The organism is Nocardioides sp. SYSU D00065 (genome assembly GCF_017916425.1).
Taxonomy (GTDB): Bacteria; Actinomycetota; Actinomycetes; order Propionibacteriales; family Nocardioidaceae; genus Nocardioides.
This window is the reverse complement of record NZ_JAFMSX010000001.1, coordinates 521,975-538,793: the sequence shown is the minus strand read 5'-3', so window position 1 is coordinate 538,793 and position 16,819 is coordinate 521,975. Positions and strand designations below refer to the sequence as shown.

The window sequence follows — 16,819 nt, the reverse complement described above, 5'->3', positions numbered from 1 at the left end:
ACGGATAGGGTCGTGCCCGTGATCGCGTCCCACCAGCACCGCTTCATCTTCCTCAAGACCCGGAAGACCGCGGGCACGAGCGTGGAGATCGCGCTGTCGAAGGTCTGCGGTCCCGACGACATCATCACCGAGATCAGTCCCGAGGACGAGGCGCTGCGCACCGCCGCCGGCGGCCGTGCGCCGCAGAACTTCCAGTCCCCGCCGCTGCCGCGCAAGGCGTACAACCACATGGGCGCCAAGGCGGTGCGCGACCTGGTGGGCGAGCAGGTCTTCGCCGACTACTTCACCTTCGCGATCGAGCGGAACCCGTGGGACGCGGTGGTCTCGCTCTACTTCTGGAAGTACAAGGACCGCCCCGAGCTGCCGGACTTCGAGAGCTACGTCCAGGAGATCTGGATCGAGCAGCTCGCCAACAACCGCCGCCTCTACCGCATCCGCGGCGCGATGGTGCTCGACCGGGTGCTGCGCTACGAGAACCTCGACGCCGAGCTGCGCGAGGTCTGGGAGCACCTCGGCCTGCCCGGTACGCCGGACCTGCCGCGCGCCAAGGGCAACGCGCGCCCGGCCGGGCACTACCGCGAGCTCTACACGCCGGCGTCGAGGGAGCGGGTCGCAACCGTGTTCGCCGACACCATCGAGGCCTTCGGCTACGAGTTCTGAGCCCCCCTGGGCTACTGCGGCCGGTCGAAGTCCGGCCCGTCGCCCACCACGAACACGTCGAGCTGGATGCGCGCGCTGGTCGTGGGCGGGAGCGAGGGCATCACGCCGAGCTTGCACTCCAGCAGCGCCCAGCCGACCTCGACGGCCGTCGCCGGCGCCGCCGCGGCGAGCTCGTCGAAGTGGTGCAGGACGACCGCGACGAGCGTCCCGTCGTGCTCGAGGACGAAGTGCCCGAAGCCGTCGTTGAAGGCGTCCCAGTTCGCCCCGCACCACTCGGGCAGGCCGAACGCTCGCTTGAGCTCCGCGTGCGCGGCCCCGCGGGAGGCCATCTGCCGCCCGTCGAGGTCGACGCGCAGGTAGCCGCCGCGGTCGAGGAGGGCGTCGAGCTCGGCGACGACGCTGCTGTGCACGCGGAACAGGGGACCCGAGCGCAGCCATGGCAGCTCGCGGCGCACGTGCGGCCGGGTCACCGGGACTCCGGTGCGACCGCCAGCAGGCGCTCGCACTCCTCGACGAGGCGCGCCCGCAGCGGCGCGCCCCGCTCGGCGAAGCCGCGCTGCGCCTCGACGTACGCCGCCTTGCCGGCGGCCGTCTCGATCTTCACGGGCTCGAACCCGAGGTCGGTCAGGTCGTAGGGCGCGGCCCGCATGTCGAGCACCCGGATGTCACGGGCCAGCTCGAAGCAGTCGGCGACCAGGTCGCTGTCGATCATCGGCGTCAGCCGGAACGCGTGCTTGTAGAGGTCCATCCCCGCGTGCAGGCACCCCGGCTGCTCGAACGCGGCCCGGTCGTCACGCCCCGGCTGCAGCGTGTTGAGGGGGCGCGCGGCGGGGGTGAAGAAGCGGAACGCGTCGAAGTGCGAGCACCCGATCCGGTGGGACTCCACGACGGCGTCGGTCCCGGCCTGGCCCAGCCGCAGCGGCCAGTCGTGCCGCGTCCCGTCGCCCGCCCGGTAGACCATGGCCCACTCGTGGAGGCCGAAGCAGCCGAACTGCGGCGTGCGCGCCGCGGTGGCGGCGAGCAGCGTGTGCAGCTGGGTGAGCAGCGGGCGCTGGGTGGCGACGTAGGCCGGGGAGACCGCGGCCGGGTCGCCGTCGTAGCCCTTGAGGCCGGCGTGCTCCGCGGCGTCCTCGAGCGCGACGCCGAAGCCCGGGTGCCAGCGTCGCAGCTGGGCCGGGCGCTGGGAGTAGTAGGTGAACAGGAAGTCGTGCACCGGGTGCCTGACATGCTCGGCCCGCCGCGCCAGGTGCGGCTGCACGAAGGCGTCGACGCGGGCGGCGTGCGCCTCGGCGCGGGCCTGCCACTCCTCGCGCCGCAGCACCCGCACGCGTGCCATCGCCTCTGCCGTCATGGGACCCAAGGCTAGGTCGATAGGCTCCCCGCATGCGCATCTGCAGGTTCAGCACGGGCGAGGAGCCGCGGTTCGGGGTCGTGACGGGGGAGGTCGACGAGTACGGCCAGCCCGCCGACGACTCCGTCATCGTGCCCCTCGCCGGAGACCCCCTCTACGTCGGGATCAAGCTGGTCGAGGAGGAGCACCGGCTCGCCGACGTACGCCTGCTCGCCCCGATCATCCCGCGCAGCAAGGTCGTCGGGATCGGCAAGAACTACGCCGCCCACGCCGCCGAGATGGGAGGTGAGGTCCCGGCCGAGCCGCTGATGTTCCTCAAGCCCAACACCACGGTCGTGGGCCCTGGGGACCCGATCTACTACCCGCCGCAGACCAGCAACCTGCACTACGAGGGCGAGCTCGCCGTCGTCATCGGCCGCATCTGCCGCGACGTACCGCCCGAGCAGGCCACCGACGTGATCTTCGGCTACACGATCGCCAACGACGTCACCGCCCGCGACCTGCAGCGGTCCGACGTGCAGTTCACGCGCGCCAAGGGCTTCGACTCGTTCTGCCCCCTCGGTCCGTGGATCGAGACCGACCTCGACCCGCAGGACTTCGCCGACGGACGCGCGGTGCAGACCTACCTCAACGGCGACGTCGTCCAGGACGGCACGACCGCCGACATGATCTTCGACGTGCCGAGCCTCGTCGCCCACGTCTCCTCGGTGATGACGCTGCTCCCGGGCGACCTGATCCTCACCGGCACGCCCGAGGGCGTCGGACCGATGGAGGTCGGCGACGAGGTCGAGATCTCCGTCGCCGGCATCGGCTCCCTGACCAATCCCGTAGCGAAGAGGAGCTGAGCATCCCGATGACCGCCGTCCAGAGGCCCGTCCGCGTCCGCATGGCCCCGTCCCCGACCGGGTCGCCGCACGTCGGCCTCGCCCGCACCGCCCTCTACAACTGGGCGTTCGCCCGCCACCACGGCGGCACCTTCGTGTTCCGCATCGAGGACACCGACAAGGCGCGCAACACCGAGGAGTCCTACGACTCGCTGATCGACCTCATGCAGTGGCTGGGCCTGTCCTGGGACGAGGGCGTGGTGGTCGGCGGGGAGTTCGGGCCCTACCGCCAGTCCGAGCGCACCGAGATCTACACGGACGTGCTCACCCGGCTGCGCGAGTCGTCGTACACCTACGACTGCTTCTGCACCAGCGAGGAGGTGGAGGCGCGCCGCAAGGCGAGCGGCTCCAAGGTCATGGGCTACGACGGCTTCTGCCGCGAGCTCTCTGCCGAGCAGCGCGCCGCCTTCGAGGCCGAGGGCCGCACGTCCGTGGTGCGGTTCCGGATGCCCGACGGCTCGATCACCTGGCACGACCTGGTCCGCGGCGACATCACCTTCGAGACCGAGTTCGTGCCCGACTTCGCACTGTGCCGCGCCAACGGCGACCCGCTCTACACGCTGACCGCGCCCGTCGACGACGCGACGATGGAGATCACGCACGTGCTGCGTGGGGAGGACCTCCTCTCCAGCACGCCGCGCCAGCTCGCGCTGTTCGACGCGCTCAAGGAGCTCGGGGTCGCCAAGGCGACGCCCGAGTTCGGGCACCTGCCTTACGTCATGGGCGAGGGCAACAAGAAGCTCTCCAAGCGCGACCCGCAGGCCCACATGGCGCTGTACCGCGAGCAGGGGTTCCTCCCGGAGGGGCTGCTCAACTACCTCGCACTGCTCGGCTGGGCGATCGCTGCCGACCGCGACGTCTTCACGCTGGCGGAGATGGTCGAGAAGTTCGACATCTCCGACGTGAACCCCAATCCCGCGCGCTTCGACCTCAAGAAGGCCGAGGCCATCAACGCCGCGCAGATGCGGCTGCTGTCGGTCGAGGAGATCACCCACCGGGTGCTGCCCTTCCTCAAGGACGCCGGGGTCGTCGGCGACCCGGTCTCCGACGCCGACGCCCAGCTGCTCGAGCTGGCCATGCCGCTGGTCGCCGAGCGCATCAACAAGCTGACCGAGGCAGCTCCGATGCTGGGCTTCCTCTTCGTCGACGAGGCCGACTTCACGCGCGACGAGGCCGACGTGGCCAAGCTCCTCGACGAGACCGGTCGCGGCGTGGTGCAGGCGTCGTACGACGCCCTCGCCGGGCTGCGCGAGTGGTCGACCGCCGCGATCGAGGAGGCGCTGCGCGTGGCGCTGATCGAGGGCATGGAGCTCAAGCCGCGGGTGGCGTTCGGCCCGGTGCGGGTGGCGGTGACCGGTCGCCGGGTGAGCCCGCCACTGTTCGAGTCGATGGAGCTGCTGGGGCGCGATCGCAGTCTCGCGCGGCTCCAGTCGGCCCTGGCCTGACGTACGCCATGGCCACCCCCGTCGCACCCGGCTTCCGCCCGCACTACCACCAGCTGCACCGCGTCGGACGGCCCGGGATCTGGCGCTCGCTGCTCGGGTCCGTCCTGCTGCTGGTGCTCGTCTTCGCTCTGGTGCCGCTCGTCGCAGGGGCGCTGGCGCTGGTGCTGCTGCTCCTCACCGGCGACAGCATGGCGGAGGCCAGTGCCGTGCTCGACGTGACCGAGGAGGTGACGCCGGCCGGCCTGGCGCTGCTCAACCTCGTCATCGCCTCCGCGATCCCCGCGACCTTCCTGGTGACGTGGTGGCTGCACCGGCTCAAGCCCCGGTGGCTGTCGTCGGTGGCGCCCCGGCTGCGCTGGCGCTACCTCCTGGTGTGCGTCGGCCTGTCGGTCGTGGCGCTGCTCGCCACGGTCGGGGTCGGCCTGCTGCTGCCGGTCGCGCCGGGTGAGGCGCCGGTCGGCGGCCTCAACGACTTCACCGCCCGCACCCGTGACTTCCTCATCGTGATCCTGCTGCTGACCCCGCTGCAGGCGGCGGGGGAGGAGTACCTCTTCCGGGGCTACCTCACCCAGGCCTTCGGCTCGCTGGTGTGGGCCCGGCGCCTCTCCCAGGCGCTCGCGGTGCTCGGCCCGGCGCTGATCTTCGCGCTGTTCCACGGCCTCTCCCAGGACTGGCCGGTCTTCTTCGACCGGTTCGCCTTCGGCGTCGTCGCGGGCATCCTGGTGATTCGCACGGGCGGGCTCGAGGCGGCCATCGCGATGCACGTGCTCAACAACTTCCTGGCCTTCGGCCTCGCCCTGGCGTTCGGCGACCTCACCACGGCGCTCAACGCCAGCGGCCCGACCAGCTGGTGGATGATCGTGTCCACGCTCACCCAGTCGCTGGTCTACCTCGCCCTGGCCTCCTGGGTCGCCAAGGCGATGGGCCTCGTCGACGCGGGACCGCCGGTCGGCGGTGCGCTGCCGCCGCCGAGCACCGACCCCGTTTTGGAGGGCTCGCCCCCGCGCGTGTAACGTTCGGGGTCGGTTCTGCAGGGATCCTCTGCGGGACCGCGTGGGCGATCGGAGCGATCCGATACCCCCATGGGGTATGGTGTAATTGGCAACACGGCTGATTCTGGTTCAGTTGTTCTAGGTTCGAGTCCTAGTACCCCAGCGGATCCGGTGCACGAGAGCCGGATTTGGAGCGGCACTCGATCATTCGATAGAGTCTCGCTCGGTCGCTCGCAGAGCGGCAGTGCAAGCCCCCGTCGTCTAGCGGCCTAGGACGTCGCCCTCTCACGGCGGTAACGCCGGTTCAAATCCGGTCGGGGGTACCACGCACAACGAAGGGCCCGGTCACCAGACCGGGCCCTTCGTCGTCGGCGGGGATGGCGGGTCGACTGCGGTCGGGCCGGTCGTCACGGCGACGGGTTCGGCGGCACGCCCACGGCAAGGAGGGCGATGTCGTCGCGCGGCACCTGGTGCTGGAACCCGAGCACCTGGCCGAGGATGTCGCGGACGCGCTCGTGCACGCCGACCGGGCGGGACAGCGCCTCGACGAGCTGCTCCTCCCCGAAGAAGCCGGCGTCGCCGCGTGCCTCGGTGACGCCGTCGGTGTAGAGGAACAGGGACTCTCCCGGCCCCAGGACGACCTCGGTGTCGAAGAAGTACGCCGACTCCACCGCGCCCACGACCGTTCCGTGCTGGCCCAGTGGTTCGGGTCGCTGCCCCGGTCGGAGCAGGAAGGGGAGCGGGTGCCCGCCCGAGCTCGTGCTCGCCGTCCACCCCTGCCGGTCCTGGCGCAGGCGGATGACCAGCAGGGTGCAGAACCGGTCGTGGGCGCTCGACATCAAGATCGCGTTCAGCTGGTCGAGCAGCCTGCCCGGCGATCGCTCGGTGACGGCGAGCGCACGCACCGTGTGGCGCACGAGCGCCGTCACGACCGCGGCCTCGGCTCCCTTGCCCGAGGCGTCACCCAGCACCAGCACCCACTCGCCCCGGCCCAGCTCGAAGACGTCGTAGAAGTCGCCGCCGACCTCGTCGCCTGCTCCCGCGGGCCGGTACGCCGCGGCGAGGTCGAGGCCGGTGATCTGCGGCGACACCGGCGGGATCAAGGTCTGCTGCAGGGTCTGGGCGAGGCGGACCGCTCGCACCTCGGACTGCTCGGCCCGCCTCTTGGCCGCGAGCAGCTCCTCCTCGTAGCGGCGCCGGTCGCTGGCGTCGAACAGGGCGATCCGGACGACCTGCGGCTCACCGGCGGCATCGCGGTCGAGCACCGCGTTGACGAGCACCGGCATCCGCCGACCGTCCGCCCGCACCACGTCGAGGGCGATCTCCTTGGCCTCGCCAAGGGCGTGCAGCATCGGGCTGAGGTGCGTCTCGTGGTAGAGCCGCCCGCCCGCAGTGAGGAGGTCCACCAGGTGGCGTCGACCCACGAGGTCGTCCGCGGTGTAGCCGGTCCACGTCAGGAACGTCTGGTTGGTCTTCACGATGCGCCCGTCGGGGGCGGTCGAGAGGTAGCCGCAGGGCGCCCGCTCGTAGAGCGCGACGGGGTCGTCGTCCAGCAGTGCCCGCTGGAACGCCTCCGCCGCCGCCGTCCTCACTCAGGGCTCGCGCGTGAGGAACGTGTCGAGGGCCTTGATGACCTCGTTCGGAGCGCTGAGGTTGGGGCAGTGCCCGCTGGCCTCGAGGACGACCAGAGAGCTGTCCGGGATGGCGTCGGCGACGTACTGCCCCACCTGCATCGGCGCGATGAGGTCGTCTCGGCACTGCATCACCAACGTCGGCACCGTCACGAGCGGAAGGTCGGACCTGTTGTCGGACAGGAACGTGGCGCGGGCGAATCGCTCGGCGATGTCGGGATCGGTCCGGCAGAAGCTCTGGGTCAGCTCCGCACCGAGCTCGGGCCGCTCGGGGTTGCCCATGATCACCGGCGCCATCGCGCTCGACCACCCGAGATAGTTGCTGGACAGCGCGGACAGCAGGTCGTCGATGTCGGCCGGCTCGAAGCCGCCGGTGTAGGCGTCGTCGTTGATGTAGCGGGGTGACGGTCCGACCAGCGCCAGGGCCGAGAACCGCTCGGGCGCGCGGACCTGGGCGAGCACGCCGACCATCGCCGAGACCGAGTGGCCGACGAAGACCACGTCGTCGAGCTCGAGCTCGGCGCAGATCCGCACGACGTCCTCGGCGTAGCCGTCGAGGGAGGCGTGACGCTCGACGTCGTACGGCGCCGTGGCGCCGCCCGAGCCGACGTGGTCGAAGAGGATCACCCGGTGGCTCGCCTCGAAGTACGGCGCGACGTAGCGCCACATGTGCTGGTCGCAGCCGAAGCCGTGCGCGAACATCACGACCCGGCCACCGGGGACCCCGGTGTCGCGCACGTTGTGCGCACGAAGGACGTCCACCGTTTCACCATACGGCACGCTCGGACGCGCTGGGGGCGGTTCAGGACGTCGGCGGCGACCCTGCCGGTCCCGGTGCCGCCGGCGCGCTGGCGGCACCGTCGTCGTCGGACGGCGCGAGCGGCGGCTGCGCGGTGGCGCTCGCCGTGATGGTGAAGACCCGGTCCAGCCCGGTGACCTTGAACAGGTGCAGCAGCCGCGGGTTCGAGCAGACGATGCCCAGCGAGCCCTTGAGCGCGTGCACCTTGCGGCGGACCGCGACCAGGGCGCCGAAGCCCAGGGAGTCGATGAACGTGATCTCGTCGAGGTCGATCAGCAGGTGCACGTGTCCCTGGATGATCAGCTCGGTCAGCTCCTCGCGGAACTCCTTGACGTTGCCGAGATCGATCTCACCGTGCGGCGTCACGACCAGGTAGCCGTCCTCCAGCCGCGTCTGTAGCTCGAGGTCCATCATGGCCGCTCCGACGCGACCGCTCCGCGGTCGGCTGGGTCGCGGAAGGGGGAGACAGAGGTGACGGGCACCACCGGAGCGTAGTCCTGTCGTCCGGTACCGGCCTGCATCGACGCGAGCTGGGGGCGCGTGTGCAGGTCAGCGCACCGGCTTCACAGCCAGCACGGCGCAGTCCGCCCCGAGGAGGATCCGTTGCGCGACGCTGCCCATCAGCAGCTTGCCGACAGGGGAGCGGCGGCGCAGACCGATCACGACGAGGTCGGCCGAGACGTCGGCCGCCACGTCGAGGACCTGGTCGCCGACGTCGGCACCCATGGAGCGTCGCACCTCGACCTCGACGCCGCTGCCGCCGAGTTCGGCCGCGAGGCCAGCGAGCTGCTCCTCGTCGGCGTAGCGCTCGTCAACGAGCGCGTCGCCGCGGGTGGCGTTGACCACCACGACCCGTCCCCCGCGCAGTCGCGCCTCCTCGATGCCGCGCGTCAGCGCGGCCTCGCCGAACTCGTCGGGCGTCCAGCCCACCACGATCGTGGTCATCGCACCTTCTCCTCGTCGTCGGCTGTCAGGTCCAGGCCCTCGTCGTACGCCACGGCGGCGGGAGCGGGCCGTACCCGCCGCACCACCAGGGGTGTCACCACGGCGATCGCCACGATCACGTAGATCACCACGGCGAGCGGCTCGCTCCACAGCGCGGACACCTCACCGCCGGAGATCGCCATCGCCTCGCGCAGGCGGTACTCCATCAGCGGCCCGAGGATCACGCCCAGGATGAGCGGCAGCACGGGCAGGGCGAACCGGCGCATCATCAGGCCGAGCAGGCCCAGCAGGAGCAGCAGGAACAGGTCGAACGCCTGCAGGTTGGTGGCGAACGCCCCCAGGGTGGCGAAGAACAGGATCCCCGCGTAGAGCTGCGGACGCGGGAGCCGCAGCAGCTTCGCCCACAGCGGCGCGAGCGGCAGGTTGAGCACGAGCAGCAGCACGTTGCCGACCAGCAGGCTGGCGATCAGCGCCCACACCAGCTCGGGCTGGTCGGTCATCAGGCCGGGTCCGGGCTCCATGCCGTAGCCCTGGAGGGCCGCGAGCATCACGGCGGACGTCGCGGTCACCGGGAGCCCGAGGGCCAGCAGCGGCACGAAGGTCCCGGCCGCGGAGGCGTTGTTGGCTGCTTCCGGTCCCGCGACGCCCTCAATGGCGCCGCGGCCGAACTCGTCGTGGCCCTTGCGGGCAGCAAGCCTCTTCTCGGTGACGTACGACAGGAAGGTCGGGATCTCGGCACCACCGGCGGGAAGCGCGCCGAACGGGAAGCCGAAGGCCGTGCCCCGCAGCCACGGCCCCCACGACCGCTTCAGGTCGGCGCCGCTCATCCACGGGCGGCCGACCGGGATCACGTGGGCCGGACTGCGCCGCAGGTGCGCGGCGACCCAGAGGGCCTCGCCGAGGGCGAAGATGGCCACCGCGACGACCACCACGTCGATCCGGTCCGCGAGCAGCGGCTGGTCGAAGCTGAGGCGCGGCTGCCCGGTGTTGATGTCCAGCCCGACGAGGCCGATGGTGAGACCAAGGAAGAGGGCGATGAAGCCCCGCAGCCACGAACCGCCGAGCACGCTGGTGACCATCACCATGGCGAGAACCATCAGCGCGAAGTAGGACGGTGCACCGATCTCGACGGCGACCGACGCCAGGGCCGGGGCGAAGAAGACCACCAAGATGGTTCCGATCGTGCCGGCGATGAAGGAGCCGATCGCCGCGGTGGCCAACGCCTGGGCGGCTCGACCGGCGCGCGCCATCAGGTTGCCCTCGAGGGCCGTCATCACCGAGGCGGACTCACCGGGAGTGTTGAGCAGGATCGCGGTGGTCGAGCCGCCGTACATGCCCCCGTAGTAGATGCCGGCGAACATGATGAAGGCCGAGATCGGGTCGAGCCCGTAGGTGACGGGAAGCAGCAGCGCGACCGCCATGGCCGGGCCGATGCCGGGCAGGACCCCGACGAAGGTGCCCAGCAGCACGCCGATGGCGGCGTAGAGGAGGTTCTCCGGGGTCAGGACGGCGCCGAAGCCGTCCGCGAGCAGGCCGAGGTTGTCCATCACAGCACCCCGTCCAGGATCCCGGCCGGGAGGATGACGCCGAGGCCTTCGTGGAAGAAGTACCAGCTCGCGACCGACAGCACGAGGCCGACGATCACGTCGCGCAGCAGAGTGCGGCTGCCCAGCGACCACGCGGCGCCCACGAACAGCAGGGCGCCGTTCACCGCCCAGCCCAGGGTCGAGATCGTCAGCACGGTGAACAGCAGCACGCCGACCAGCTTGAGGACGGTCAGCCAGTCCGCAGGCTGGCGCAGGTCGACGTCCTCGCCGCCCTCGGCCTGCGGCACGTCGCCGCGCAGGGTGGCCAGCACGAGCAGCACGCCGAGGAGACCTGTCACCGTGCCGATGATGTAGGGGAAGACACGTGGCCCGACCGGATCGCCGAAGCCGACGCGTAGCGTGGAGGCGTCGTAGACGGTGTAGGCACCGACGACGACGAGCAGCGCGGCCAGGCCGAGCTGCGCCAAGTCGCGGTCGTGACCGGGGGCCTGGTCGGCCTCGCGGGTGTCGAGTGTCGTGCTCACAGCAGCTCCAGCTCCTCGAGGGTGGTGGCGACGCGCTCGTCCTGCTCCTGCAGGAAGGTGTCGAAGTCGTCGCCGGTCTTGAACTCGTCGATCCAGCCGTTGTCCTCGAGGGCCTGCTGCCACTCGGGGGTCGCGTGCATCTCCTCGAGCATCCCGATCAGCTCGTCGCGGCGCTCGTCGCTGATTCCGGGCGGCGCGAGGACGCCGCGCCAGTTGGTGAAGACCAGGTCGATGCCCGCCTCGGTGAGGGTCGGGGCGTCGCTGATCCCGTCGCCGTCGAGCCGCTCGTCACCGGACACCGCGAGCAGGCGGAGCTCGCCCGACGCAAGCTGGCCCTCGAACTCCCCGACGCCGGAGAAGCCGACGTCGATCTTGTTGCCGAGCAGTGCGCTGGTCAACGGGCCGCCGCCGTCGTAGACGACGTAGCGGTCGTTCACCTCGCGGGGGTCGACGCCGACGGCCCCCGCCAGCTGCATCGGGAAGAGATGGTCCGGGCCGCCAGGGGAGGAGCCGCCGCCCACCACGATGGCGGAGGGGTCGTCCCGCCAGGCCTGCACGAGGTCGTCGATGGTCTTCAACGGCGAGTCGGCCGGGACCAGCACGCCCTCCTGGTCCTCGATCAGCTGCGCGAGCGGGGTCGCGTCGTGCAGCTTGTAGGGGGCGGCGAAGGAGTACAGCGACCCGACCACGCCCAGCCCGGCGGTCATCATGGTCCGCTCGTCGCCCTCGGCGTTCATCAACCGCGACATGGCGACCGAGCCGCCGGCGCCGATGACGTTGGTCACCTCGAAGGAGCCGCCGGTGATGTCGCCGTTCTCCATCACGGCCACGGCGGCGCGCCCGGTCTGGTCGTAGCCGCCGCCGGGACTGTTGGGGATCAGCATCGTGAGGTTGCTGCTCTGTGGACCTCGCGTCACCCCGCACCCGCTGGCCAGCAGTACGGTGGCGGCCAGTGCGGTGACGGCGGCTGCAGCCCGTCTCGTCCGGTGGCGCAACATGGGTCTCCCTCTCTCGACAACGGCGCGTCTGCACGATCGTGGAGACTTCTGTGGCGGACGTCACGGTTGGGAAAGCAAAGGAGGTTGTGGAACTTGTGGTCACGCGTGCGCCTATGGCCGGTGTCGCTCGCCGGCCAATTCCTCGTGCTTCAGCTGACCATCCTCCTGGCCGTGGTCGCGGTGGCCAGCGTCGTCTCGGTGCAGCAGAGCGACGCGGACTTCCGTGAGACCCGGGGCGCCCGCCTGCGGGCAGCGGCGGAGGCGATGGCCAACACCGAGCCGGTCCGCGATCCGTTCCTGCAGGGCATGGTCGACCAGCGGCGCGCCTCGCTGACGTCGTACACCCAGCGGGTACGCACCAACGTCCAGGCCAGCGGCGTCTACCTGACCGATCCCACCGGACAGGTGCAGGTGAGCAGCGACTTCGTCGGTCGCGGAGAGCGGGTCGACCTCGGCTCGAGCCCCGTTCAGCAGGGGCGCCCGTGGACCGGTGACGTCGACGACTTCGGCGAGCGCGCGATCGCCGCGCACGTGCCGGTCCTCGACAACGACGGCGAGCTCGTCGGGATCTCGGTCGTCACCCAGTCCTACCCGTCGTGGGCCGAGCGGGCACGCGGCGTCCTGCCGGACCTGCTCACCTTCGCCGGCCTCGGGCTAGGCCTCGGCGTGGCCGGCTCGTTCCTGCTGTCCCGCCTGATCCGGCGGCGCACGCGCGGCCTGGAGCCGGCGGCCATCGCGGCGCTGGCCGACCAGCGCGAGGCGCTGCTCCACGCGATCCGCGAGGGGGTCGTGGCCGTCGCCGATGACGGGACGGTCACGGTGCTCAGCGACAGCGCGCGCGAGCTGATCGGTCTGAAGGGGGACGTCGAGGGTCGACGTGTCGCCGACCTCGACCTCGACCCGGCCGTGCGCGACCTGCTCGTCGACGACGCCGAGATCCGCGACCACGTCGTGGTGCTCGGCGAGCGCGTGCTCGTCGTGAACCGCAACCCGGTGGTCGAGCGGGGACGCCGCGTCGCGTCGGTGACCACGCTCCGCGATCGCACGGAGCTGCTGGCGCTGCAGAGCGAGCTGAGCGCGCGGGAGTCGATCACCAACACCCTGCGCGCCCAGACCCACGAGTTCCACAACCAGCTGCACACCATCTCCGGGCTCGTGCAGCTCGGGGAGTACGACGAGGTGTCCCGGCTGGTGGGGACGCTCAGCCGGCGGCGGGCGGAGATCTCCGATGCGGTGACCGCGCGCGTCGAGGACCCGGCGGTGGCGGCGCTCCTGATCGCGAAGACGAGCCTGGCGGCCGAGCGCGGGGTCGGCCTGTCGATCACCGGCGGCAGCGAGCTGCCACGGCTCGACCCGGAGTCGTCCACCGACGTCGGCACGGTCCTGGGCAATGTGGTCGACAACGCGGTGGACGCGTCGGTCTCCGTCGGCGGCACGTCGGTCGAGGTCGACGTCGGCCTCGACGGCGACACGGTGCATCTGGCGGTCACCGACACCGGACCCGGCGTTCCGGCCGAGCTCGTGGGCGAGATCTTCCGCCGCGGCTGGACCTCGAAGACCGCGTCCGCCGAGGGCCGGGGTGTGGGGCTGGCGCTGGTCCAGGTGGTCTGCGAGCGTCGGGGCGGCGCTGTCACCGTCCACCCCGGCGAGGGCGGCACCGGCGCGGTGTTCGAGGCGCGGCTGCCGGGGGTGCAGGCGGGCGTGCCGCCAGCTGCTCAGGCAGCCGTTCAAGCAGTCGTCCAGACGGGAGGTGAGGTCAGGTGAGCGACGTCGCGGTGCTCGTGGTCGACGACGACTTCATGGTCGCGCGCATCCACACCCAGTTCGTCGAGCGGACGCCCGGCTTCCGGGTGGCCGGCGTCGCGAGCACGGGCCAGGCGGCCATCGACGACGTCGCTCGGCTGCGCCCAGACCTCGTCCTGCTCGACGTCCACCTGCCCGACATGACGGGCATCGATGTCCTGAGGCGGCTGCGCGCCGCCGGCGACGACGTCGGGGTCCTCGTGGTCACCGCCGCACGCGAGGCCGACACGGTCCGCGCCGCGGCGTCCGGGGGAGCGGTGCACTACCTCGTCAAGCCCTTCGACTACGAGGACCTGCGCGTGCGGCTGGAGTCGTTCCGCGCGGCGCACCTGGCACTGTCCGGGTCGTCTGCGCCGGCGCAGCAGGACATCGACGCGGTGTTCGGCTCGACCGCGCCCGCCGCCTCGACCAGCCTCCCCAAGGGGCTGAGCCCGCAGACCGCCGACGCCGTTGCGGCCGCCCTGCGGGCCGCGGGAGAGCTGTCCGCGGCCGAGTGCGCCGACACCGTCGGCATCTCCCGGGTCTCGGCACGGCGCTACCTCGAGCACTTCGTCGCCCGTGGCTCCGCGGCGGTGCGGCTGCAGTACGGCGGCGCCGGCCGGCCCGAGCGGCGCTACCGCAGCGGCGGCTGATCCGGGCGTCGGCATCCGCCGCCGTCGTGTCCGTTTCCCGCTGGTCCGCGCTGCGGCCGACCGCCAGACTGGTGCCATGACGCCGACCGGACACCTCGACACCGAGGCCTGCTACCGAGCGGTGCAGAGCCGGGACCGCCGCTTCGACGGGGTCTTCTACACCGCCGTCCGCACGACCGGCATCTACTGCCGGCCGTCCTGCCCGGCTCGTACGCCGGCGGCGGGCAACGTCACCTTCCACCCGACCGCCGCCAGCGCCCATGCCGCGGGCTACCGGGCCTGCAAGCGCTGCCTGCCCGACGCCACGCCCGGCAGTCCGGAGTGGGACGTCGCCGCCGACGTGGCGGGGCGGGCGATGCGCCTGATCGCCGACGGTCTGGTGGATCGCGAGGGAGTGGAGGGACTGGCCCGTCGGGTCGGCTACACGCCGCGCCACCTCGGTCGCCTGCTCAGCCGGGAGCTGGGGGCCGCCCCTCTCGCCCTGGCGAGGGCGCGGCGCGCGCAGAGCGCCCGGGTGCTCATCGAGACGACCGACCTGTCGCTCACCGACGTCGCGTTCGCCGCGGGGTTCGCCAGCCTGCGGCAGTTCAACGACACGATCCGCGAGATCTACGCGGCCTCGCCCAGTGAGTTGCGGGGTCGGCGCGGCGGCACCCCCAGCCACGGCAGCGTCACCATGCGTCTGCCCGTCCGCACGCCCTTCGCCGGCCGACGCCTGCTCGACTTCCTCGCCTTCCACCTCGTCCCGGGTGTCGAGGTGGCCGGTCCCGGCTGGTACGCCCGCACCCTCGACCTGCCGCACGGTCCGGGCACGGTCCGCCTCCAGCTGGCCGACCTCCCTCCGTCCGAGGCCACCGGCCACGTCATCGCGGAGTTCCGGCTGCACGACCTGCGCGACACCGCCGCCGCCAGCGAGCGCGTACGCCGCCTCCTCGACGCCGACTGCGACCCGCGGGCCGTCGACGAGCACCTCGGCGCCGACGCCGTCCTCGGCGACCTCGTCCGCGCGACGCCGGGACTGCGGGTGCCAGGCCAGGTGGACGGCGACGAGACCGCGATCCGGACGGTCATCGGGCAGCAGGTGAGCGTGAGCGGCGCCCGCACAGTCGCCGGCCGGATCGTGGCCGAGCACGGCCGGACCCTGGACTCGCACGTCCCCGGGCTCACCCACCTCTTCCCCGACGCGGGCACCCTGGCTGCGCTCGACCCCGCCACCTTGCCCATGCCCCGCTCGCGCGGGCGTGCCCTGGTCGGTCTCGCCGCCGCGCTGGCGGCGGGCGACGTGGTGCTCGACCGCGGCCCGGACCGCGACGACGTACGCCACGCGCTGCTCGCCCTGCCCGGGATCGGTCCCTGGACCGCCGACTACGTCGCGATGCGAGCGCTCGGGCACCCCGACGTCTTCCTCCCCACCGACCTCGCCGTCCGGCGCGTGCTCACCGACCTGGGAGGCTCGCCCGACACCGAGCGGTGGCGGCCGTGGCGCTCCTACGCGCTGATGCACCTGTGGAACACCCTGATGCCCGACACACCCGCTCCCGAGGAGAACTGACATGTGGACCGTGATGCCCTCGCCCGTCGGCGACCTGCGCATCGTCGAACGCGACGGCGCGATCGTGGCCATCGAGTTCTCGCCCTTCCGGCAGCCGGCCGACGGCCGCCCCCTCGGCGCGCGCTCCGACGACCAGCCCGTGCTCGCCGAGGCCGTGCGCCAGCTGACGGCGTACTTCGACCGCGACCTCACCGACTTCGACCTGCCGCTGGCGCCGGTCGGGACCGAGTTCCAGCGTCGCGTGTGGGTGCAGCTCGAGCAGATCGCCTACGGCGACACCGCCTCCTACGGCGAGATCGCGGGGCGGCTCGGGATGACCAACGCCGCCTCCCGCGCAGTCGGGCTGGCCAACGGCCGCAACCCCATCCCGATCGTGGTGCCGTGCCACCGCGTCATCGGCGCCAAGGGCACGCTGACCGGGTACGCCGGGGGACTGGTGCGCAAGCAGCAGCTGCTCGAGCTGGAGCAGGACGCGCTGTTCTGACGGCCGCGGGCGACGTGGACGACGGCCGTCAGTGGCTGGTCACACCACGCCGCGACTCCAGCCGCGGCGCGACCCAGCGGTCGGCGACCAGTCCGGTGACGAACGAGTACACCGCCTTGTGCGCGAAGTCGACCCGACGCTCCCCGCTGGGCCACGTCGTCGGCGGCGCACCTACGCCCGTGGCGTTCTCCACGGTCTGGTCGAAGGCGAGCCTCACGACGGTGTGTGCGGCGTTGGCGCGGGGCCCGCGGATGCCGGTGACCGCCCACACTCCCCGCAGGGCACCCAGCACGGCTCCGGTGCCCCAGTGCATCGCGTGGTTCCACGTCGCCGGGGTGTCGCCCTCGGACGGGTTCCTGCCCACGAGGGTGAGCAGTGCCCGGGCCGGGACGTAGGAGTTCGGCCGATGGGTCGCGGCCTGCTCCACCTTCTCCGCGAGCGTCATGGCCGCCACGCCCACCAAGCCGGCGGCGGCTCCGGCTGTGGCGGCAGCCCGCAACGTCGCGATCCTGTCCGATGTCATCAGATGCTCCTTCCCGGCCCACCGTGCCCAGGAATGCGAGCCGTATGCC

General features: G+C 71.8%; 18 protein-coding genes and 2 tRNA genes. 10 read left to right on the top strand and 10 right to left on the bottom strand.

The genetic code is table 11. From position 1 onward, the window contains the following. Positions 1–18: 18 nt before the first annotated feature. The gene (locus J3P41_RS02680; protein WP_210648697.1) at positions 19–660 is read left to right on the top strand and encodes a sulfotransferase family 2 domain-containing protein; all 642 of its coding nucleotides are present in this window, start codon (positions 19–21) and stop codon (positions 658–660) included. 11 nt (positions 661–671) lie between these two features. Here the strand turns inward: J3P41_RS02680 and J3P41_RS02675 are convergent, their stop codons facing one another. Continuing rightward, complete coding sequence (locus J3P41_RS02675) at positions 672–1,130, bottom strand: barstar family protein (RefSeq protein WP_210648696.1); 459 nt, start codon at positions 1,128–1,130, stop codon at positions 672–674. Continuing rightward, on the bottom strand, positions 1,127–2,011 hold the full coding sequence (locus tag J3P41_RS02670; protein ID WP_246861430.1) for a 3-methyladenine DNA glycosylase: 885 nt from the start codon (positions 2,009–2,011) through the stop codon (positions 1,127–1,129). Before J3P41_RS02670 ends, J3P41_RS02675 begins: the two co-directional genes overlap by 4 nt. A 32-nt stretch (positions 2,012–2,043) precedes the next feature. On the opposite strand from J3P41_RS02670, the gene J3P41_RS02665 reads away from it, so the two are divergent. From J3P41_RS02665 to J3P41_RS02645, 5 genes are all read left to right on the top strand, one after another. Next, positions 2,044–2,856, top strand: a complete 813-nt coding sequence (locus tag J3P41_RS02665; protein ID WP_210648695.1) for a fumarylacetoacetate hydrolase family protein — start codon at positions 2,044–2,046, stop codon at positions 2,854–2,856. 8 nt (positions 2,857–2,864) lie between these two features. Further along, entirely contained in the window at positions 2,865–4,340 is a 1,476-nt protein-coding gene (gene gltX / locus J3P41_RS02660; protein ID WP_210648694.1) for a glutamate--tRNA ligase, read from the top strand. Between the two features lie 8 nt (positions 4,341–4,348). Next, positions 4,349–5,353, top strand: a complete 1,005-nt coding sequence (locus tag J3P41_RS02655) for a CPBP family intramembrane glutamic endopeptidase (RefSeq protein WP_210648693.1) — start codon at positions 4,349–4,351, stop codon at positions 5,351–5,353. 70 nt (positions 5,354–5,423) lie between these two features. Next, positions 5,424–5,495 (top strand) — tRNA-Gln (locus J3P41_RS02650). Positions 5,496–5,582: 87 nt separating this feature from the next. After that, positions 5,583–5,658: transfer RNA gene (locus J3P41_RS02645), tRNA-Glu, on the top strand. Positions 5,659–5,739: 81 nt separating this feature from the next. On the opposite strand, the gene J3P41_RS02640 is transcribed toward J3P41_RS02645, so the two are convergent. The 7 genes from J3P41_RS02640 to J3P41_RS02610 all read right to left on the bottom strand — a co-directional run bounded on the left by J3P41_RS02640 (position 5,740) and on the right by J3P41_RS02610 (position 11,662). Further along, a complete protein-coding gene (locus tag J3P41_RS02640) occupies positions 5,740–6,924 on the bottom strand; it encodes a PP2C family protein-serine/threonine phosphatase (RefSeq protein ID WP_210648692.1) in 1,185 nt (394 codons plus the stop codon). Next, positions 6,925–7,725, bottom strand: coding sequence for an alpha/beta hydrolase (locus tag J3P41_RS02635; RefSeq protein WP_307861794.1), 801 nt, complete (start codon positions 7,723–7,725; stop codon positions 6,925–6,927). Positions 7,726–7,765: 40 nt separating this feature from the next. Further along, positions 7,766–8,173: an STAS domain-containing protein gene (locus tag J3P41_RS02630; protein WP_210648691.1), complete on the bottom strand. Its 408-nt coding sequence runs from the start codon at positions 8,171–8,173 to the stop codon at positions 7,766–7,768. A 138-nt stretch (positions 8,174–8,311) separates the two neighbouring features. Then, positions 8,312–8,707 carry a universal stress protein gene (locus tag J3P41_RS02625; protein WP_210648690.1) on the bottom strand — a complete coding sequence of 132 codons (396 nt, stop codon included), beginning with the start codon at positions 8,705–8,707 and terminating at the stop codon, positions 8,312–8,314. Next, positions 8,704–10,254, bottom strand: coding sequence for a tripartite tricarboxylate transporter permease (locus tag J3P41_RS02620; RefSeq protein ID WP_210648689.1), 1,551 nt, complete (start codon positions 10,252–10,254; stop codon positions 8,704–8,706). Before J3P41_RS02620 ends, J3P41_RS02625 begins: the two co-directional genes overlap by 4 nt. Then, positions 10,254–10,778, bottom strand: coding sequence for a tripartite tricarboxylate transporter TctB family protein (locus J3P41_RS02615; protein ID WP_210648688.1), 525 nt, complete (start codon positions 10,776–10,778; stop codon positions 10,254–10,256). Before J3P41_RS02615 ends, J3P41_RS02620 begins: the two co-directional genes overlap by 1 nt. Beyond that, positions 10,775–11,662, bottom strand: a complete 888-nt coding sequence (locus J3P41_RS02610) for a tripartite tricarboxylate transporter substrate binding protein (protein ID WP_246861429.1) — start codon at positions 11,660–11,662, stop codon at positions 10,775–10,777. The genes J3P41_RS02615 and J3P41_RS02610 overlap by 4 nt, the downstream gene beginning before the upstream one ends. Positions 11,663–11,920: 258 nt before the next feature. Between J3P41_RS02610 and J3P41_RS02605 the strand changes: the two genes are divergently transcribed. From J3P41_RS02605 to J3P41_RS02590, 4 genes are all read left to right on the top strand, one after another. After that, complete coding sequence (locus J3P41_RS02605) at positions 11,921–13,540, top strand: ATP-binding protein (protein WP_210648687.1); 1,620 nt, start codon at positions 11,921–11,923, stop codon at positions 13,538–13,540. Then, entirely contained in the window at positions 13,537–14,211 is a 675-nt protein-coding gene (locus tag J3P41_RS02600) for a response regulator (protein WP_307861793.1), read from the top strand. The genes J3P41_RS02605 and J3P41_RS02600 overlap by 4 nt, the downstream gene beginning before the upstream one ends. 76 nt (positions 14,212–14,287) lie before the next feature. Continuing rightward, positions 14,288–15,763 carry an AlkA N-terminal domain-containing protein gene (locus J3P41_RS02595; RefSeq protein WP_210648686.1) on the top strand — a complete coding sequence of 492 codons (1,476 nt, stop codon included), beginning with the start codon at positions 14,288–14,290 and terminating at the stop codon, positions 15,761–15,763. Position 15,764: 1 nt separating this feature from the next. Beyond that, complete coding sequence (locus J3P41_RS02590) at positions 15,765–16,247, top strand: methylated-DNA--[protein]-cysteine S-methyltransferase (protein ID WP_210648685.1); 483 nt, start codon at positions 15,765–15,767, stop codon at positions 16,245–16,247. A gap of 28 nt (positions 16,248–16,275) precedes the next feature. Here the strand turns inward: J3P41_RS02590 and J3P41_RS02585 are convergent, their stop codons facing one another. Continuing rightward, positions 16,276–16,770, bottom strand: a complete 495-nt coding sequence (locus J3P41_RS02585; protein ID WP_210648684.1) for a hypothetical protein — start codon at positions 16,768–16,770, stop codon at positions 16,276–16,278. Between the last annotated feature and the right edge of the window lie 49 nt (positions 16,771–16,819).